This window comes from Pseudonocardia sp. McavD-2-B, assembly GCF_024124365.1.
In the GTDB taxonomy this organism is placed as follows: domain Bacteria; phylum Actinomycetota; class Actinomycetes; order Mycobacteriales; family Pseudonocardiaceae; genus Pseudonocardia; species Pseudonocardia alni.
The window spans coordinates 1-17,761 of the sequence record NZ_JAMXSG010000102.1 but is presented as its reverse complement, the minus strand read 5'-3'; the positions used below and the strand labels follow the sequence as shown (position 1 = coordinate 17,761).

Genomic DNA, 17,761 nt, shown 5'->3' with positions numbered 1-17,761 from the left:
TGGTCGGGCCCCGACGAGCTGGCCGGCGTCGTGGGCGCCCTCGTCGCCCGGCGGCGCCGCGCCCCGCGTGGATCCCCGGCCGGTGTCGAGGCCGAGGTCGCCGCGCTGCTGGCGGGGCCGCGCAGGCACCGGCCGGTCGTCCAGCCCGACCCGGTGTGGCGCCTGCCGGTGCCGCGCTGGACGGACCTGCCCGCCCTGGCCGCCGCCCTGCACCTCGACGACGGCGAGCTCGCCTGGTTCGCCGACCCCGGCGGCTGGCTGCGGCGTACCCCGGACGGCCCGCTGACCCACTACCGGCGGCACTGGACGCCGTCGCGCTCCGGGACGCCGCGCCTGGTCGAGGCACCCGCCCCGCGGCTCGCCGAGCTGCAGCTCCGGATCGTGCGCAGCGTGCTCGACCGGATCCCGGTGCACCCGGCCGCACACGGCCACGTCCGCGGCCGCAGCCCGCACACCCTCGCCGCGGAGCACCGGGCCCGGCCGATGGTGCTGCGCCTGGACCTGGAGGGCTTCTACTCCCACGTCACCGGCGGCCGGGTCGCCGGACTCCTGCGGGTCGCGGGGTACCCGCCCGCCGTCGCCGCCGCCGTCGCCGGGCTGCTCGTCACCACCACCCCGCCCGGGGTGCTGCGCGTCTGCCCGCACCGGGGCGACCCCGCCCCACGACGGCGGCTGCTCGACCGCCTCGCCGCACCGCACCTGCCGCAGGGGGCGCCGTCGTCGCCGACGATGGCGAACCTGCTCACCTACGGGCTGGACCGGCGGCTGAGCGGCCTGGCCGCCGCGGTCGGCGCCGCCTACGGCCGCTACGCCGACGACCTCGTGTTCTCCGGCGGCGCGACACTGCCGGTGCAGGGCCTGGCGCAGCGGGTGGCCGCGATCGCCGCGGAGGAGGGCTTCCGCGTCCGCCCGGACAAGACCCGGATCATGCCCGCGCACCACCGCCAGCGGATCGTCGGGCTCGTCGTGAACGGCGGCGAGCCCGCGGCGTCGCGTCGCGACCACGACGAGCTCCGCGCGATCCTGCACAACGCGGCCCGTACCGGCCCGGACGCCCAGAACCGGGCCGGGCACCCGGCCTTCCGCGAGCACCTGCTGGGACGGATCGCCTGGGTGGGGCACGGGCGCCCGGCCCGGGCGGCGCGACTGCGGGAGCTGTTCGACCGCATCGTCTGGTGAGCGGCCCGGGAGCGGAAACGGCGGGCGCCGGGGGAGCGCGGCGGCTACGGTGACGGCCGTGAGCAGCCCGGAGTCGAACAGGCGGTAGCCACCGGTCCCCACCGGTGGCGGCGACCTCCCCTGCCCGCTCCCGGTGACGAGGCCGGACCGGCGTCCGTTCCACGACCCCGTCACCCACGGAGTTCCACCGTGCTGCTCGTCGTCCTCGCCTGCGCCGTCTTCGCGCAGGCCACCTCGGAGTTCATGCTCGCCGGGCTCGTCCCGGACATCGCCGCCGACCTCGGCGTCACCCCGCTCGCCGCCGGGTCGCTGACCTCGGCGTTCGCCGTCGGGATGGTCGTCGGCGCGCCGCTCGTGGCGCTCGCCGCCCGCCGGCTGCCACCGCGGCTCGCGCTGCGGGGGTTCCTCGCCGCGTTCGTCGCCGTGCACGTCGCCGGGGCGCTGGCCCCCGGACTCGGGGTCCTGCTGGTCACCCGGGTGCTCGCGGCGCTGTGCACCGCCGGGTTCCTCGCCGTCGCCCTGTCGGTCGCGGTCGCCGCCGTGCCCCCGCAGCGCACCGCCCGCGCGACCGCGACCCTGCTGTCCGGCACGACCCTCGCCCTGATCGCCGGCGTGCCGGCCGGGGCGCTGGTGGGGCAGGCGTTCGGCTGGCGGGCGACGTTCTGGTCGGTCGCGGCGGTCGCCGCCGTCGCGCTGGTGGGGGTCGTCGCCGGGGTCCCGGCCGACGACGGCGGCCGGGCACCCGCGCCCGGTCTGCGGGCCGAGCTGACGGTGCTGCGCCGGGGCCCGGTCGTCCGGACACTCGCGCTCGGCGCTCTGGTGAACGGCTCGACGTTCGCCGCGCACACCTACCTGGCCCCGCTGCTGGCGACGGCGGGCGACCCGCCCGCGGTGCCCGCCGGTCTGCTGCTGTTCGGGGTCGGCGCCGTCGCCGGGGTGGGCGTCGCGGGCCGGTTCGCCGACACCCGCACCCGTCCGCTGCTGCTCGTCGCGGGCGGCGCGCTGCCGCCGGGCTGGGTGGCGCTCGCCGTCGGTGCCGCGCACCCGGTGGCGGTCCTCGCGCTGGTGGGCCTGCTGGGCGCGCTCGGGTTCGCGGTCGGCTCGACGCTGATCGCGCGGGCGCTGACGCTCGCCCGTGAGGCGTCGACCCTCGGCGGCGCCGTCGCCACCGCGTCGCTGAACGCCGGGGCGACGGTGGGCCCGCTGCTGGGCGGTGCGGGACTCGCCGTCGCCGGGCCCACCGGTCCGGTGTGGACGGCGGCGGCGCTGGCCCTGGTCGCTTCGCCAATGCTGGCTTCGGTCGCCCGCCCGGCCGGCGTGCCGGACCCCGTCATCACTTCCGATGAACGGCCGTCCGGACGATAACGACGTGCTCCGTCCGGAGCGATCCACCGGGCGTACGGGCCGTGTCGGGCGGCCCCGAGGTCGACCGGGGAGACCGCGCGATGATCCTGCACCGCCGCGCACGCCGTTCCGTGCCCCGCCTCGTCCTGGCCGCTGTGGTGCCGGCGACGACGGCTGCCGCGCTCTGCGTCGCGTCGTTCGCGTCGGCGGCGCCGGTGATCGCCGGGCCGACGGCCCTGCGGGCGGCGGCGTCGGGGCCGAGCGCGGTGACGCGGGACTTCCCGGCGCCGGTGGTCCCTGACGGGATAGTGCCCGCCGCGCCACTGGAGTCGTTCGTCCCGGAGCCGGTGGTCTACACCTGTGAGCCGTGGGCCGACGCCGAGTTCGGGGACCCGGCACACCCGGACGACATCACCAACAAGGCCTGCCCCGAGCTGAACGCCGCGAAGGAGCAGGCGCAGCGGGAGTACCTCGAGCAGCAGCGACGGCAGAGTGGCGAGTACGTGGACCCGGCCGAGCTGGTCGCTCGCGGCCAGTACGAACCGGGCGCGGGCTACCCGGTGGGCTCGGCCGAGCGGGCGAGATGTCTGCAGAACCCTCTCGACCCGATCTGCGGGGGCTGAGCCGTGCACGCGACGCTCCTACGGTGGCTCTCACTGGTCGGGGTCCTCGTCGTACTCACGACCGGCGTGGTCACCGCGTTGGTCGTGATGCCTGCCTCGAATCCGGTCGCCGCACCGCCCGCGCCTCCCGCGGTCGCCGTGGTCGTTCCCCCACCGGTCGCCACCGCGGCGTCGGCGACGGGGGTGGACGCGGTCGAGCAGACCCCGCGCACGACGGCTCCCGCCGCGACCCCGGCGCCCGTCCCACCGTCGGCCGTGGCCGGGACGGACCTCGACGGGCTCTGGGCGCGCTGGCAGCAGCTGAACGACGTCTGCCGCGGCGAGACCGGCCCGGACAGCGACCGGACCTGCGTCGACCGTGCCGAGGTGCAGGAACGCCATGCGCGACGCAGCGCCGACGAGTTCCTGACCGCGTGGCGGGCCGGTGACGCCACCGGGATGCGCCGGCTCAGCGCCGACGACGCCACGGACAACGTTGGCCGCCCCCTGGTGCCGAACCTGCTCGCGTTCATCCCCGCCGAGTCGCGTGTCGAGCTGAACTACGACGTCGTCGGCTCCGGCCGGGTGTCCGCCTTCATGACGACGACCGGCGGCGGCCCCGCCCTCTATCTGGAGTGGGACATGGACTACGAGCGCGGATGGGTCGTGGCGAGCTACGCACCCGACGTGGGCTGACCACCGAGCCGCTCGTCGCCGTACACCGTCCGCGCAGCTCAACGGGCACTCATCGAACGCATGGTCGAGTAGAATCAGATGCGTGGACGAGCTCTGGAAGACCGACGACGAGGACCTTCTCGTCGCGGTCGCGGCCGTCCAGGAACGGATCAAGCGCGAGTCCGCGTCCCTGGTCGCCCTCGTCGCCGAGGTCGCCACCCGCGGTCTGGCCGGGGCGAAGGGGTTCCGGGACACCGCAGACCTGCTGCGCACGGTGCAGAACGTCGGGGCGTCCACCGCCCGTGCCCGGGTCGACGCCGCCCGGAAGCTCTCGCCGCTGTTCCTGATCACCGGTGACCAGGTCGACCCCGAGCTGCCGGTGCTGGCGGAGGCGTTCGAGCAGGGCGCGGTGACCCCCGAGCACGTGCGCGTGATCATCCGGGTGCTCGCCTCGCTGCCCCCGCATCTCGGCGAGCACCGGCCGGTGCTGGAGGCCGACCTCGTCGCCCACGCCGGGACCCTGGATCCCGATGCGGTGGACACGCTCGGCAGGCGGGCCGTCGCGCTGCTGGATCCCGACGGGCCGCGTCCGCGGGAACCGAAACCGACCCGCAACCGGCTCGCGTTGCGTCCGCAAGGGTCGGGGTTCGAGGCGCGGGGCTGGCTGGACACCGAGTCCGCCGCGGTCCTGCGCAGCGCGCTGTCGCCGCTCACCGCCCCGGTCCCGCCCGACGGCGCCGGGCAGGCACGGGACGAACGCTCCACGGCCGAGCGCAACGGGGACGGTCTGGTCGAGCTGGCCCGTCGGTTGCTGGCGGTCGGGGACCTCGGCGTCGAGAACGGGCTGCCGGTAGCGCTGACCGTGACGGTGCCGCTGGAGACCCTGACCTCGGGTGCCGGGGCGGGGTTGCTCGGGTTCGGTGCGGGTGGGTTGTCCGCGGCGATCGCGGCGCAGGGCGCTCTGCGGTTGGCGTGTGATGCGCGGGTGGTGCCGATCGTGCTGGCGTCGACGGGCGAGCCGTTGTTCGTCGGCCGGGAGTCGCGGTTGGCGAACCGTGCGCAGCGTCGGGCGCTGGCCCAGCGCGACGGCGGGTGCGCGTTCCCGGGGTGCGAGGCGCCGCCGCAGTGGTGCGTGGCCCACCACGTCGTGCACTGGGCCCACGGTGGGTGCACCGACCTCACGAACCTGGTGCTGCTGTGTCCGCACCACCATCGCATGATCCACATCGGGGACTGGGCGGTCGAGATCGACGGCGGGTTCCCGGTGTTCCATCCACCACCCTGGGTGCCGGGCGGGCCCCGGCGCAACCCGCTCCACCGGCCCGACCTGCCCGTCCCACGAAGCCCTCGGCACAGTGCTCCGGTGCTGCTCGACGCCGTCCTGGCCTCGTCGTGAGTGGCCTACGCGGGCCGCCGCGGTCACAGCGACTCCCACTCCAGCTCCGGGCCGGGCGGCCACGGCCGCTCCCACCCGCCCAGGCGCAGCACCGCGTCGACGACGTCGCCGGTGAACCCCCACACCACGTCGCCGCCCACCCGGAATCCGGGGCCCCGCCAGGCCCCGCCGCCGGCCCGGAGCCGGAACCGGTGCGCCGGGTCGGCCAGCACCGCCGGCGGCACGTGCAGCACCGCCTCGGTCTCGGCCGGGTCGACCGCGTGCAGCCGGGTCGGCGTCCGCCAGTGCCCGAGCACTGCGGTCACGTGGAACCCGGTCAGCAGGATCAGACGCGGCAGCATCGCGACGACGTCCACACCGGACGGGTCCAGCCCGGTCTCCTCGGTAGCCTCCCGCAGCGCCGTCGCGGCCGGGTCGGTGTCGCCCGGGTCCGCGCGGCCCCCGGGGAAGGAGATCTCCCCGGAGTGGTGGCGCAGTCGTCGGGCCCGCCGCTGCAGCACGACCTCCGGGCCGTCCGGGCCCTGGCCGAGCAGTACCAGAACGGCCGACTGCCGGGGCCCGACGTGGTCGGGGGGCAGGTCGTTCGCGCTGATGTCGCGCGGCCCGGCGTGCTCCAGCCCGCGCAGCAGCGGCCCCATCCAGTCGGGGGCCCGGCCGGGATCGGGCCGGGCCGCGGCGAGCCACCGGCGGGCCGCGGCGACGTCACACATACGGCCGGGTGATCATCTCGAGATAGTGACCGGCCGGGTCGAGGAAGTACACCCCGCGCCCGCCGTGGCCGTAGTTGATCTCCCCGGGACGCGTGCGCTGCGGGTCGGCCCAGTGCTCCGTCCCGGCCTTGACGAGCCGGGCGTACGCGCGGTCGAACAACGCGTCGTCGACGAGGAACGCGTAGTGCTGCGGCTGGATCTCGGGCACCACGTGGAGCGGCAGGTCGGCGAACTGGACGAGGACACCGCCGTCGAGGGCGATGTTGGTGAACGGCCCCCAGGACGGCGCCTGCGCCGCCTCCAGGACGTGCCGGTAGAACGCGGCGGAGGCCACCCGGTCCCGGGTGGCGATGATCGTGTGGTTGAACGTGCAGGTCATACGGGTCTCCTGACGACAGCGGGGACCACGCGAACGACCTGCGGAAGGAGCTGCGCCCGCGGGCCCGTGCGGGACTGGCGAGAACTCCTTCCGGCTGGGCCCATCGGGGGCGCACCGCGGAGGTTATCAGCGCAGGGCCGCGTTGCCGACGTCCTGCGCCGCCCGCAGCCCCGGGCCGACCGGGACCCGGCCGGCGAACAGCTCGTCGAGCGCGGGCTCCATCGCCGTCGTCGCCGCGCCGACCTTCGGGCCGGACGGGGCCGGGGTCGTCGGGCCGTCCGCGACGAACTCCCGGGTGTCGATGCCGCGGCGCGCCCAGTGGTCGAACCAGCCCCGCTGGGCCGCCGTCACCGCGGGCAGCCCGGCGCCGCTGTCGCCCACCGGGGCGGCTCCCTCGGGAGATCCCAGCCAGCGCAGCACCCGCAGGATCTCCGGGCGCTTCGGGCTGTCGGCGTTGCCGGCGGCCACGATGCTCGACACCACGCTGACCCGGCCCCGCGGGCCCTCGACCATGGGGGCGACGCCCCACTCGAACGTGGCGCCCTCGGCGATGTTGGCGAGGTTGTAGGTGCCGCTCTGGAACAGCGCCATCCGGCCCTGCAGGAACTGGTCGCGGCTGAAGTCCGGGTTCTGGTTCGTGTCCGCCGCGGACGGCGCCACCCGCTCGGTGTTGATCATGTCCACCAGGTAGCCGAACGCCTGCTCGCCCGCGGGGGTCGCGACGTCGAAGGTCTCGTCGGGCGCCTGGAGCCGCCCGCCTGCCGAGCCGAGGAAGTCGAGATAGATCGCCTGCAGGTCCCGGGCGGCGTTGAAGCCGTACTGGCGCACGGTGCCCGGGTCGAATCCGGGCGTGCCGGCGCTGCGTCCGGCGGCGTCGCGGGTCAGCCTCCGGGCCGCGGGGAGCAGGGTGTCGCGGGCCGGGTCGGTGGGGTCCCAGCGCAGCGCGGCCGGGTCGACCCCGGCGGCGCGGACCAGGTCCTTGTTGTAGAACACGGCGATCCGGCCGTCGGTCACCACCGGGACGCCCCACAGGGTCCCGCCGCGGGTGTACTGCTCGGCGGCGGCGTCCACCCAGCCGGCGCGCTGGTCGGCGAGCGCGGCACCGACGTCGATCAGTCTCCCGGCGTCGGCGAACGCCCCGAAGTTCGAGGAGTTGACCCAGTAGATGTCGGTCGCGGTGCCGGACGCGACGTCCAGCGGCAGCGAGGTGAAGTAGTCCGAGAACGGAACCTGCACGAGCTCGACCCGGATGTCCGGGTTGGCCCGCGAGAACGCCGCGAACGAGCGCTCGTAGGCCGCCGCGACCTGGGTGTCCCACAGCCGCAGCGTCACCGTGGTGACGCCGTCGGCGTCGTCGTCGAAACGGGACGCCGGCGAGCACGCCGCCAGCAGCAGCACCCCGACCAGCGCCAGGGCGGCGCCCATCCGCCGTCTCACCGGAACCCCGTGATCGTGATCGAGCGGACCACGCTGCGCTGGAACACCAGGAACAGCACGATCAGCGGGACGATTGCCACCGTCGTCGCCGCCATCACGACCGGCCAGTTCCCGTTGTACTGCGTCTGCAGCCCGGCGGTCGCCACCGTCATCACCTGCCATGTCCGGCCGGAGGTGATGACCAGCGGCCACAGGAAGTTGTTCCAGTGCGTCACCACGGTGATCACCGCCAGCGTCGTGAGGATCGGCCGGCTCACCGGCACGACGACGTGCCGCAGGATCCCGACCGTCCCGGCGCCGTCGAGCCGGGCGGCGTCGATCAGGTCCTGCGGGATGGTCCGGAAGTGCTCACGCAACAGGAAGATCGCGAACGGCGACCCGAGCACGTAGGGCAGCACCAGCGCCCAGAACGTGTTCCGCAGCCCCACCTCGGTCATCATCAGGTACAGCGGGATCACCGTCACCGCCTGCGGGACCATCAGCGTCCCCAGGTACACCCAGAACAGCGCGTCCCGGCCGGGGAACTCCAGCCGCGCGAACGCGTACGCCGCCAGCACCGAGAACAGCAGCTGTCCCACCAGGACGACGACCACCACCTGGGCGGTCACCGCGATCGGGGTCACGAAGTCGTAGTCCCGGCCGAACAGGGTCACGATGTTCTCCACCGTGGGCGGGGCCGGCGGTGACAGCACCGGCGTCGACGCGAACTGCCGGGTCGTCTTCAGCGCCGTCGTCACGCTCAGCACGAACGGCGCCAGCGTCGCCGCCGCTCCCACCAGCAGCGCGACCAGCACGGCCGCGTCGACGAGCCTGCCCCGCCTCACGTGTCGAGCTCGTAGGTCGTGCGACGGCTGAACCACCGCTGCTGGGCCACGGTCACCACCACCAGGATCACGAACAACACCACCGCCATCACCGCGGCCTGCCCGACCGCGCGGTTCTCGAACGCCTCGTAGTAGATCCGCCCCGCGACGACGTCGGTGACACCCTGTGGGCCGCCGTTCGGCGTGAGGGCGTACACCGAGTCGAACACCTGGAAGCTGGAGATCACCCCGGTGACCAGCACGAAGAACAGTGTCGGGCGCAGCAGCGGCAGCCGGATCCGCCAGAGCAGCTGCCACGCCGAGGCCCCGTCGAGCCGGGCCGCCTCCACGATCGTGTCCGGGATGGCGCGCAGCCCGGCCAGGAAGAACAGGGCGACGTAGCCGACCTGGGTCCAGGCGGTCACCGCGGCGACCGACGGCAGCGCCAGCGCCGGGTCGGCCAGCCACTCGACGCGGATCCCGAGCAGCGCGTTGAGCGCGCCGTCGGTGGGGGACAGGATCCACCGCCACACCACGCCCAGCACCAGCGGCGCGCAGATCCACGGCAGCACGAAGACCACCCGGAACACCGTCGTCCCGGGCAGCCCGCGGTCCAGCAGCAGCGCCGCCGCCAGCCCGAGCACGGTCTGCACCGGGATGACGATGAGTACGAAGAACGCCGTCACCAGCAGGGACCGCGCGAACCGGCCGTCCGCGGCGACCGCGGCGACGTTGTCCAGCCCGACGAAGGTCCGCGGCCCGACCAGATCCCACCGGAACAGCGCCAGCCCCAGCACGATCAGCACCGGGACCAGCAGGAACAGCAGCACGCCCACCAGGCTGGGGGCCAGCAGCAGGTACGCGGTGCGGGTGTCCCGCCGGGACCGGCTCACGTCCCGTGGGCGAAGCCCGCGGCCTCGCTCCCGCGGACGGGACCGGCCTGGCGGCGCAGCCGCTCCAGCACCCGCGTCAGGTCGTCGAGCAGCAGCGCGGCCAGGTCGTGACTGAACCCGTTGCGGACCACGATCCGCAGCGCCGCCAGGTCCTCCCGGTTCTCCGGGAACGTGTACGCCGGGACCAGCCACCCCGTCTCGCGCAGACCCGCCGACACGTCGAACACCGAGAACGGCTCGCCGTCGGCGACGGTGAACGCGAACACCGGCAACTGCGAGCCGTCGGTGAGCAGCCGGAACGCGCCCGTCGCCTCGATCCGCCGGGCCAGCCCGGTCGCGATCTCCCGGCAGGTGCCCTGCACCCGGGCGTAGCCCTCGTGCCCCAGCCGCAGGAAGTTGTAGTACTGGGCGATCACCTGGCCGCCGGGGCGGGAGAAGTTCAGCGCGAACGTCGGCATGTCACCGCCGAGGTAGTTCACCCGGAACACCAGGTCCTCGGGCAGCGCGTCGGTGTCGCGCCACACCGCCCACCCGACGCCCGGGTGCACCAGGCCGTACTTGTGGCCGGAGGTGTTGATCGACGCCACCCGCGGCAGCCGGAAGTCCCACTCCAGGTCCGGGTCGCAGAACGGCGCGACCATCGCCCCGGACGCGCCGTCGACGTGCACCGGCACGTCCAGCCCGGTGCGGGACTGCAGGTCGTCGAGCGCCGCGCACAGCTGCGCGACCGGCTCGTAACTGCCGTCGAAGGTGGACCCCAGGATCGCGACGACGCCGATGGTGTTCTCGTCGCACAGCGCGACGGCCTCGTCGACGCCCAGGTGCAGCCGGTCGCCCTCCATCGGGACCAGCCGCGGCTCCACGTCCCAGTAGTTCGCGAACTTGTCCCAGCAGATCTGGACGTTCGCGCCCATCACGATGTTCGGGCGGTCGGTCGGGAGATCCGCCGCCTTCCGCCGGTGCTGCCAGCGCCGCTTGAGCGCCAGCCCGCCGAGCATGCACGCCTCCGACGAGCCCGTCGTCGAACAGCCGACGGCCCGCCCCGGGTCGGGGGCGTGCCACAGGTCGGCGAGCATCCGCACGCACCGCTGCTCCAGGTCCGCGGTCCGCGGGTACTCGTCCTTGTCGATCATGTTCTTGTCGAAGGACTCGGCCATCAGCCGCTCGGCCTGGGGCTCCGCCCAGGTCGTGACGAACGTGGCGAGGTTCAGCCGGGCGTTCCCGTCGAGCATCAGCTCGTCGTGCACGACCTGGTAGGCGACCTCCGGGTGCATCCCGGCGCCGGGGATGCGGAAGCGGGGGATGTCGACGGGCTCCGCGGCGAAGACCGGGTTGACCGGGACCGCGCGGTCGTCGCCGCGGTCCTCCGAGGGTGAGTGCGCACCGGGCATGATCCGAACCTAGAACCGGACGGCCCGGTCCGCTCAGGTTCCCAGCAGCTTCTTCTGGACCTTGCCCATCGGGTTGCGGGGCAGGCCGTCGAGGAACACGACCTCGCGCGGCCGCTTGTGCCAGGACAGCTGCCCGGCGACGTGGTCGATGAGGACCTGGGCGTCGTGGCCGTCGCCGACGACGTAGGCGACGATCCTCTGGCCGAGGTCGGGGTCGGGGACGCCGACGACGGCGACCTCGGACACGGCGGGGTGGTCGAGCAGGACGGCCTCGATCTCGCCGGACCCGATGCGGTAGCCGCCGGACTTGATCAGGTCGGTGGACTCGCGGCCGACGATGCGGTGGAACCCGCCCGCGTCGCGGACGGCGAGGTCACCGGTGCGGAACCAGCCCTCGCCGGCCCAGCACTCGTCGTTCGCGTCCGGGCGGTTCAGGTAGCCGTCGAACAGCATGGGGCCGCGGACCTGCAGGCGGCCGACGGTCTCGCCGTCGTCGGGGACGGTGTCGGCGTCGGTCGGGTCGTCGGTGGCGGGGAGCAGGCGGGTCTCGGCGCCGGGGACGGGGAGTCCGACCCAGCCGGCGCGGCGTTCTCCGGAGGCGTGCGCGGACAGGGTGATCATGGTTTCGGTCATGCCGTAGCGCTCCACCGGCGCCTGCCCGGTGAGCGCGGCGATCCGGTCGAACAGCGATGCGGGCAGGGGCGCGCTGCCCGACACCAGCAGCCGGGCGCGGGACAGGGCGCGGGCGGCGTCGGGTTCGTCGACGATGCGGTTCCACACCGTCGGCACCCCGAAGTACATCGACGCCCCGACCGCGGCGTAGCGGGCGGGCTGCGGCTTCACGGTGTGCACGACGCGGGAGCCGCGGCGCAGTGATCCGAGGACGCCGAGGATCAGGCCGTGGACGTGGAACAGGGGCAGGCCGTGGGCGACGGTGTCGTCGGGGGTCCAGTCCCAGACCTCGTAGAGGGCGTCGAGGCCGGCGGCGATCGCGGCGCCGGAGAGCTGGGCGCCCTTGGGGCGTCCGGTGGTGCCGGAGGTGTAGAGCAGCATCGCGGTGGCGGCGGGGTCGACCGGGCGCGGGCCGATCGGCTGCGCCCCCGGTAGGACCACGGGGAGGTCGACGTCGTCGGGGCGTTCCCCGGCCCAGGCGGTGGCGCCGGAGTCGGTGAGGACGTGGCCGCGCTCGGCGGGCCCGGAATCCGGCGGCACGGGCACGACCGGCACGCCGGCGAGGATCGCGCCGGTGACGGCGACGACGGTGTCGATCGAGGCGGTCGCGTGCACGGCGACCGGGCCGTCGCCGGGGATGCCGGCGGCGAACCGGCCCGCCCGGTCGACGAGCTCGGCGCGCGAGAGCACGTCGTCGCCGACGGTGACGGCGCGGTCGAGGTCGTGGCTGTCGGTGAGCGAGGTGAGGAACAACGTCGTTCTCCTGGTGGTGACGGGGTCAGACCGCCATGGCGGGCAGCACGAGGGCTCCCACCAGCGCGATCGGGCCGATGACGACCATGGACAGGCCCCAGCGGGTCAGCAGCGCGGTCATGCGGGGACGTTCCTGCTCGTCGACGGTGGTGGCGACCAGCGTCGCACCCACCGTCGAGAAGGGTGACACGTCCACGATGGACGAGCAGACCCCCAGCGCGCAGATCAGCGCCCAGCCCGGGATCCCGCCCTGCTGGACCAGCGGGATCGCCAGCGGCACCAGTGCGGCGAGGATGCCGGTGGTCGACGCGAACGCCGACACCAGCCCGCACACCGCGCAGACCACCAGGGCGGCGAGCAGCGGGACGGTGAGGCTCGCGGCGAGGTCACCCAGCAGGTCGACCGAGCCGATCTCCTGCAGCACACCGACGTAGGTGATGATCCCGCCGACCAGCAGGACGGTGGACCAGTCGATCTCCTTCAGGGCGCCGCGGCCGCTGTCCGGGTCGATCAGGGTGAGCGCCGCGCCGAAGGCGAAGGCCAGCACCCCGACGTCGGGCTCGGCGCCGAGCACCGCCAGCACGACGACCGCCGCGACCAGGCCGAGCATCGCGACGACGGTGATCCAGTGCGTCACGCGGAACGGCTCGCGGGCCGGGGGCTCGTCCTCACCGGGCACCTCGGGCCCGGCGCCGCCGCCCGTCGTGACCGGGACGCGGCTGCGGGCGGAGAACATCAGGTAGGACGCGCCCAGCAGCACCAGGTTCGCGATGATCGCGACCGCGAACAGGGTCAGCGGGTTGAGGGCGATGCCCGCCGCCGACGCCGTCCCCCAGGTGACGATCCCGAACAGCGACGTCGGCGCGAACCCGCCCGCCGACAGCCCGGTGCCGATCGCCAGCGCCATCAGCATCGGGTCCATCCCGCGCCGGTGCGCCACCGTCATCCCGATCGGCGCCATGACCAGCCCGCCCAGTGGCGAGCCCATCGCCGACACCACACCGGTGAGCAGGAAGAACGTCAGCGGCAGCGCCGCGGTCCGGTCGCCGACGACGACCAGCGCCCGGTCCACCAGCCGGCCGATGGTGCCGTTGGACTTCGCGATCCCGAAGAAGAAGGTCACCCCGACCAGCAGGACCAGGATGTCGACCGGGAAGCCCGCGACGATGTCGTCGAGCGGCAGGCCCGCGACGAGCAGCCCCATGCCGGCGGCGGCCGCGAACATGACGATCCCGATGTGGGACCGGCGGACCTCGGCGATCACGAAGACCGCCGCGAACACCACCAGCGTGATGACCTGCACCGCCATGCCTACCCCCGTTGGTACGCGCTTGTCGTATCGGTCCACCCAGTGGCACAGTGGTGCGCACAGTGGACCGCCTGGAGCGGACACTAGGTCGCCCGAACGGGGAAGGTCAACACCGACGATGGCTCCGACGAACAGCGTGGTGACCGCGGTCCGCGTCCTGGAGGCGGTGGGGGAGCGTCAGCCCGTCGGGCTGTCGGACCTGGCCCGGGCGGTCGCGTTGCCCAAGAGCACCGTGCAGCGCACCCTGCGCACGCTCGCCGAGGTCGGGTGGTGCGTCACCGACGACACCGCACGCTGGCGGCTCACCTACCGTGCGTTCGCCGTCGGCAACCAGGCCCGCGACGCCGGCGGCCTGCGGGCGGTGGCGGTCCCGGTGCTGCACGAGCTGCAGCTCGCGACGGGGGAGACCGTGCACCTGGCCGCCCCGGACGGCCGCGAGCTGGTCCTGCTCGAACGGCTCGACACCGCGCACCGGCTGCGCGCGTTCCTGCCGTTGGGCCACCGCATCCCGCTGCACGCCTCGGCCACCGGCCAGGCCTACCTCGCCGCCTGCACCCCGGCGGAGGTCGACGCCTACCTCGCCGGCCCGCTGGAACCCTCCACCCGGCACACCGTCGTCGACCCCGACCTGCTGCGGGCCCGGATCGCCGAGGTGCGTGAGCGCGGGTGGTCGGTCAACCCCGAGGGGCTCTCCGACGGCATCGCCGCGGTCGGCGCCCCCGTCCTCGGTCCCGACGGCCGTCCGGTCGGGGCGCTGTCGGTGTCCGGCCCCACGGTGCGCATGTCCGAGGAGGTCTTCGACGACCACGGCCGCGCCGCCGCCGACGCCGCCCGGCGCATCTCCCGCGACCTGGGGGCCCGCCCGTAGGAACGACCCGCAGGAACGACGGAGCCCGCCCCCTCGGTGAGGGGACGGGCTCCGTGTGGTGGTGGGTGCTGTGCGCGTCAGCTCTTCAGCATGCCCCGCAGGACGTACTGCAGGATGCCGCCGTTGCGGTAGTAGTCAGCCTCACCGGGGGTGTCGATGCGGACCTTCGCGTCGAACTCGACGGTCTCGCCGGAGTCCTTCGTCGCGGTCACGTGCACCGACTTCGGGGTCTTCTCGTCGTTCAGCTCGGTGATGCCGGCGATGTCGAAGGTCTCGGTGCCGTCGAGCCCGAGGCTCGTCGCCGACTCGCCGTCCGGGAACTGCAGCGGGACGACGCCCATGCCGATCAGGTTCGAACGGTGGATCCGCTCGAAGGACTCGACGATGACGGCACGCACGCCCAGCAGCGCGGTGCCCTTGGCCGCCCAGTCACGCGAGGAGCCGGAGCCGTACTCCTTGCCGCCCAGCACGACCAGCGGGGTGCCCTGCGCGGCGTAGTTCTGCGCGGCGTCGTAGATGAACGACTGCGGCGCCCCGTCCTGGGTGAAGTCGCGGGTGTAGCCACCCGAGACGTCGTCGAGGAGCTGGTTGCGCAGCCGGATGTTCGCGAACGTGCCGCGGATCATCACCTCGTGGTTGCCGCGCCGCGAACCGAAGGAGTTGTAGTCCTTCTTCTCGATGCCGTGGGAGTCCAGGTACTCCGCGGCCGGGGTGCCCGGCTTGATCGCACCGGCCGGCGAGATGTGGTCGGTGGTGACCGAGTCGCCGAGCAGCGCGAGCACACGGGCGCCGGAGATGTCGGTGACCGGGTCCGGCTCGCCCTTCATGCCCTCGAAGTACGGGGGCTTGCGGACGTAGGTGGACTGCTGGTCCCACTCGAAGGTCCGGCCCTCGGGGGTGGGCAGCGCGCGCCAGCGGTCGTCGCCGCGGAACACGTCGGAGTAGCTCTTGGTGAACATCTCCGAGGTGATGGAGGAGTCGACGACGTCGTTGATGTCCTCGGTCGAGGGCCAGATGTCGCGCAGGAAGACGTCGTTGCCCTCGGAGTCCTGCCCCAAGGGCTGGCTCTCGAAGTCGAAGTCCATCGTCCCGGCCAGCGCGTAGGCGATGACCAGCGGCGGCGACGCCAGGTAGTTCATCTTGACGTCGGGGTTGATCCGGCCCTCGAAGTTCCGGTTGCCCGAGAGCACCGAGACGACGGTGAGGTCGTTGTCGTTGACCGCCGCCGAGATCTCCTCGGGCAGCGGGCCGGAGTTGCCGATGCAGGTGGTGCAGCCGTAGCCGACCAGGTTGTAGCCGAGCTTGTCGAGGTAGGGCCAGAGACCGGCCTTCTCGTAGTAGTCGGTGACGACCTGGCTGCCCGGGGCCATCGAGGTCTTGACCCACGGCTTGGTGGTCAGGCCCTTCTCGACGGCGTTCTTGGCCAGCAGCGCCGCGCCGAGCATGACGCTGGGGTTCGAGGTGTTGGTGCAGGAGGTGATCGAGGCGATCACCACGGCGCCGTGGTCGAGCACGAACTCACCGCGCGAGTCGGACTTCACGGTGACCGGCTTGGACGGGCGGCCCTCGCAGCCGTCCGCGGCCGACATGACGACCGGCGCGGCGTCGTCGTCGGCGAAGGAGAGCGCCGGGGCGTCGCTGGCCGGGAAGGACTCGTTCGACGACTCGTCGACGCCGGCGAGCGGGCTGGGGGCCACGTCGTCGTCGGTGTAGTCGTGCACGGTCTTGCGGAACGCCGGCTTGGCGTCGGTCAGCTCGATGCGGTCCTGCGGGCGCTTCGGGCCGGCGATCGACGGGACGACCGTCGAGAGGTCGAGCTCGAGGGTCTCGGAGAAGACCGGCTCGTGGTCCGGGTCGTGCCAGAGGCCCTGCTCCTTGGCGTAGGCCTCGACCAGCGCGATCTGCTCGGCGGAGCGGCCGGTGAGCTTCAGGTAGCGGACGGTCTCCTCGTCGATCGGGAAGATCGCCGCGGTCGAGCCGAACTCCGGGCTCATGTTGCCGATGGTGGCGCGGTTGGCCAGCGGCACCGCGCCGACGCCGGCGCCGTAGAACTCGACGAACTTGCCGACGACGCCCTGGCGACGCAGCATCTCGGTGATCGTGAGCACCACGTCGGTGGCGGTGACGCCGGTCGGGATCTCGCCGGTCAGCTTGAAGCCGAGCACCTGGGGGATGAGCATCGAGACCGGCTGGCCGAGCATCGCGGCCTCGGCCTCGATGCCGCCGACGCCCCAGCCCAGCACACCCAGGCCGTTGACCATGGTGGTGTGGGAGTCGGTGCCGACCAGGGTGTCCGGGTAGGCCTGACCGTTGCGGGGCATGACCACGCGCGCCAGGTTCTCGATGTTGACCTGGTGCACGATGCCGGTGCCGGGCGGGACGACCTTGAACTCGTCGAAGGCGCCCTGGCCCCAGCGCAGGAACTGGTAGCGCTCCTTGTTGCGCCCGTACTCGAACTCGATGTTCTTCTCGAACGCGTCCGCGGTGCCGAAGAAGTCGATCATGACCGAGTGGTCGATGACCAGCTCGGCGGGCGCGAGCGGGTTGACCTTGGACGGGTCGCCGCCCATCTCGGTCACGGCCTCGCGCATGGTCGCCAGGTCGACGACGCAGGGCACGCCGGTGAAGTCCTGCATGATCACCCGGGCGGGGGTGAACTGGATCTCGGTGTCCGGGTCGGCCTGCGGGTCCCAGTTCGCCAGGGCGGTGATGTGGTCCGCCGTGACGTTCGCACCGTCCTCGGTGCGGAGCAGGTTCTCGAGCAGGACCTTCAGACTGAACGGCAGGCGCTTCGAGCCCTCCACCGCGGAGAGCCGGAAGATCTCGTAACCGGTGCCCCCGACGTCGAGCTGTCCTCGGGCGCCGAAGCTGTCGGTGCTGGCCACTTGGTGGTCCTCCCGTGGTGGTGGGCGGTCGCTATGTCCGGTGCGATGAACACGCCCCGCCCCGCGGGCCGGGGGTGCTCACCTGCGTCGTGCCGGAGTCTCGCGCACCGCCGTGCCGGCAGCAGCGCGGACCCTCGTACCGCAAATAGTACGCCTGTCCTATAAGCCTGGCGAGGCGGGTGTGGCCGGGGTCGCGGCGCCGTCGCGCGGGTGGCGTCCCCCGTGCGGTGGACGGGTCCGGTGTGTCGCACGGGGTTCGGGTGACACGAGTGGCACTGTTCCCAGTCGATTCCCCGTCGATCCCGCCCGCCCATGGAAGGACCTCCCCGTGACGCGCCAGCCGTCGGCGACCCTCGTCGTGGTGGCCGTGCTCGTCGCGGTCGCGCTGGCCTCGCCCGGGGTGGGCGCGGCCGCGACCGTCGTCGTGCCCGCCGCCGCGGTGCTCCCGGCCCAGCCGCCGCCCCC

At 73.6% G+C, this 17,761-nt stretch carries 15 protein-coding genes; 6 read left to right on the top strand and 9 right to left on the bottom strand.

Annotated features, from left to right (window positions below; translation table 11 throughout):
* From NH602_RS15215 to NH602_RS15195, 5 genes are all read left to right on the top strand, one after another.
* A partial coding sequence (locus NH602_RS15215) for a reverse transcriptase family protein (protein ID WP_308292845.1) occupies positions 1–1,179 on the top strand: 1,179 nt, incomplete at its 5' end.
* A 189-nt stretch (positions 1,180–1,368) separates the two neighbouring features.
* Positions 1,369–2,544, top strand: a complete 1,176-nt coding sequence (locus NH602_RS15210; RefSeq protein ID WP_253068148.1) for a Cmx/CmrA family chloramphenicol efflux MFS transporter — start codon at positions 1,369–1,371, stop codon at positions 2,542–2,544.
* 80 nt (positions 2,545–2,624) lie between these two features.
* Positions 2,625–3,146: a hypothetical protein gene (locus NH602_RS15205; RefSeq protein WP_157818211.1), complete on the top strand. Its 522-nt coding sequence runs from the start codon at positions 2,625–2,627 to the stop codon at positions 3,144–3,146.
* A 138-nt stretch (positions 3,147–3,284) separates the two neighbouring features.
* The gene (locus NH602_RS15200; RefSeq protein WP_253068147.1) at positions 3,285–3,821 is read left to right on the top strand and encodes a hypothetical protein; all 537 of its coding nucleotides are present in this window, start codon (positions 3,285–3,287) and stop codon (positions 3,819–3,821) included.
* Between the two features lie 82 nt (positions 3,822–3,903).
* Positions 3,904–5,196 carry an HNH endonuclease signature motif containing protein gene (locus tag NH602_RS15195; RefSeq protein WP_253068146.1) on the top strand — a complete coding sequence of 431 codons (1,293 nt, stop codon included), beginning with the start codon at positions 3,904–3,906 and terminating at the stop codon, positions 5,194–5,196.
* A gap of 23 nt (positions 5,197–5,219) precedes the next feature.
* On the opposite strand, the gene NH602_RS15190 is transcribed toward NH602_RS15195, so the two are convergent.
* From NH602_RS15190 to NH602_RS15155, 8 genes are all read right to left on the bottom strand, one after another.
* Positions 5,220–5,906, bottom strand: a complete 687-nt coding sequence (locus NH602_RS15190; protein WP_253068145.1) for a CoA pyrophosphatase — start codon at positions 5,904–5,906, stop codon at positions 5,220–5,222.
* The gene (locus NH602_RS15185; RefSeq protein ID WP_253068144.1) at positions 5,899–6,285 is read right to left on the bottom strand and encodes a VOC family protein; all 387 of its coding nucleotides are present in this window, start codon (positions 6,283–6,285) and stop codon (positions 5,899–5,901) included. The genes NH602_RS15190 and NH602_RS15185 overlap by 8 nt, the downstream gene beginning before the upstream one ends.
* A 126-nt stretch (positions 6,286–6,411) precedes the next feature.
* Positions 6,412–7,710, bottom strand: coding sequence for an extracellular solute-binding protein (locus NH602_RS15180; RefSeq protein WP_253068143.1), 1,299 nt, complete (start codon positions 7,708–7,710; stop codon positions 6,412–6,414).
* Positions 7,711–7,718: 8 nt separating this feature from the next.
* A complete protein-coding gene (locus tag NH602_RS15175; RefSeq protein ID WP_253068142.1) occupies positions 7,719–8,546 on the bottom strand; it encodes a carbohydrate ABC transporter permease in 828 nt (275 codons plus the stop codon).
* Positions 8,543–9,418, bottom strand: coding sequence for a carbohydrate ABC transporter permease (locus tag NH602_RS15170; RefSeq protein ID WP_179762707.1), 876 nt, complete (start codon positions 9,416–9,418; stop codon positions 8,543–8,545). The genes NH602_RS15175 and NH602_RS15170 overlap by 4 nt, the downstream gene beginning before the upstream one ends.
* Entirely contained in the window at positions 9,415–10,809 is a 1,395-nt protein-coding gene (locus tag NH602_RS15165) for a glutamate decarboxylase (protein WP_179762708.1), read from the bottom strand. Before NH602_RS15165 ends, NH602_RS15170 begins: the two co-directional genes overlap by 4 nt.
* A gap of 33 nt (positions 10,810–10,842) precedes the next feature.
* Positions 10,843–12,234 (bottom strand): acyl-CoA synthetase, encoded by a 1,392-nt coding sequence (locus NH602_RS15160; protein WP_253068141.1) that lies wholly within the window; start codon positions 12,232–12,234, stop codon positions 10,843–10,845.
* Between the two features lie 25 nt (positions 12,235–12,259).
* The gene (locus NH602_RS15155; RefSeq protein ID WP_253068140.1) at positions 12,260–13,543 is read right to left on the bottom strand and encodes an SLC13 family permease; all 1,284 of its coding nucleotides are present in this window, start codon (positions 13,541–13,543) and stop codon (positions 12,260–12,262) included.
* A 118-nt stretch (positions 13,544–13,661) separates the two neighbouring features.
* Between NH602_RS15155 and NH602_RS15150 the strand changes: the two genes are divergently transcribed.
* Positions 13,662–14,411, top strand: a complete 750-nt coding sequence (locus tag NH602_RS15150; RefSeq protein WP_179762711.1) for an IclR family transcriptional regulator — start codon at positions 13,662–13,664, stop codon at positions 14,409–14,411.
* Between the two features lie 77 nt (positions 14,412–14,488).
* On the opposite strand, the gene NH602_RS15145 is transcribed toward NH602_RS15150, so the two are convergent.
* On the bottom strand, positions 14,489–17,296 hold the full coding sequence (locus tag NH602_RS15145) for an aconitate hydratase (RefSeq protein WP_253068139.1): 2,808 nt from the start codon (positions 17,294–17,296) through the stop codon (positions 14,489–14,491).
* Positions 17,297–17,761 lie beyond the last annotated feature (465 nt).

Excerpts from the sequence above, each read along its gene's own strand:
- NH602_RS15205 (WP_157818211.1), top strand. The coding sequence starts at position 2,625 with ATGATCCTGCACCGCCGCGCACGCCGTTCCGTGCCCCGCCTCGTCCTG.
- NH602_RS15190 (WP_253068145.1), bottom strand. The coding sequence starts at position 5,906 with ATGTGTGACGTCGCCGCGGCCCGCCGGTGGCTCGCCGCGGCCCGGCCC.
- NH602_RS15185 (WP_253068144.1), bottom strand. The coding sequence starts at position 6,285 with ATGACCTGCACGTTCAACCACACGATCATCGCCACCCGGGACCGGGTG.
- NH602_RS15180 (WP_253068143.1), bottom strand. The coding sequence starts at position 7,710 with ATGGGCGCCGCCCTGGCGCTGGTCGGGGTGCTGCTGCTGGCGGCGTGC.
- NH602_RS15165 (WP_179762708.1), bottom strand. The coding sequence starts at position 10,809 with ATGCCCGGTGCGCACTCACCCTCGGAGGACCGCGGCGACGACCGCGCG.
- NH602_RS15155 (WP_253068140.1), bottom strand. The coding sequence starts at position 13,543 with ATGGCGGTGCAGGTCATCACGCTGGTGGTGTTCGCGGCGGTCTTCGTG.
- NH602_RS15150 (WP_179762711.1), top strand. The coding sequence starts at position 13,662 with ATGGCTCCGACGAACAGCGTGGTGACCGCGGTCCGCGTCCTGGAGGCG.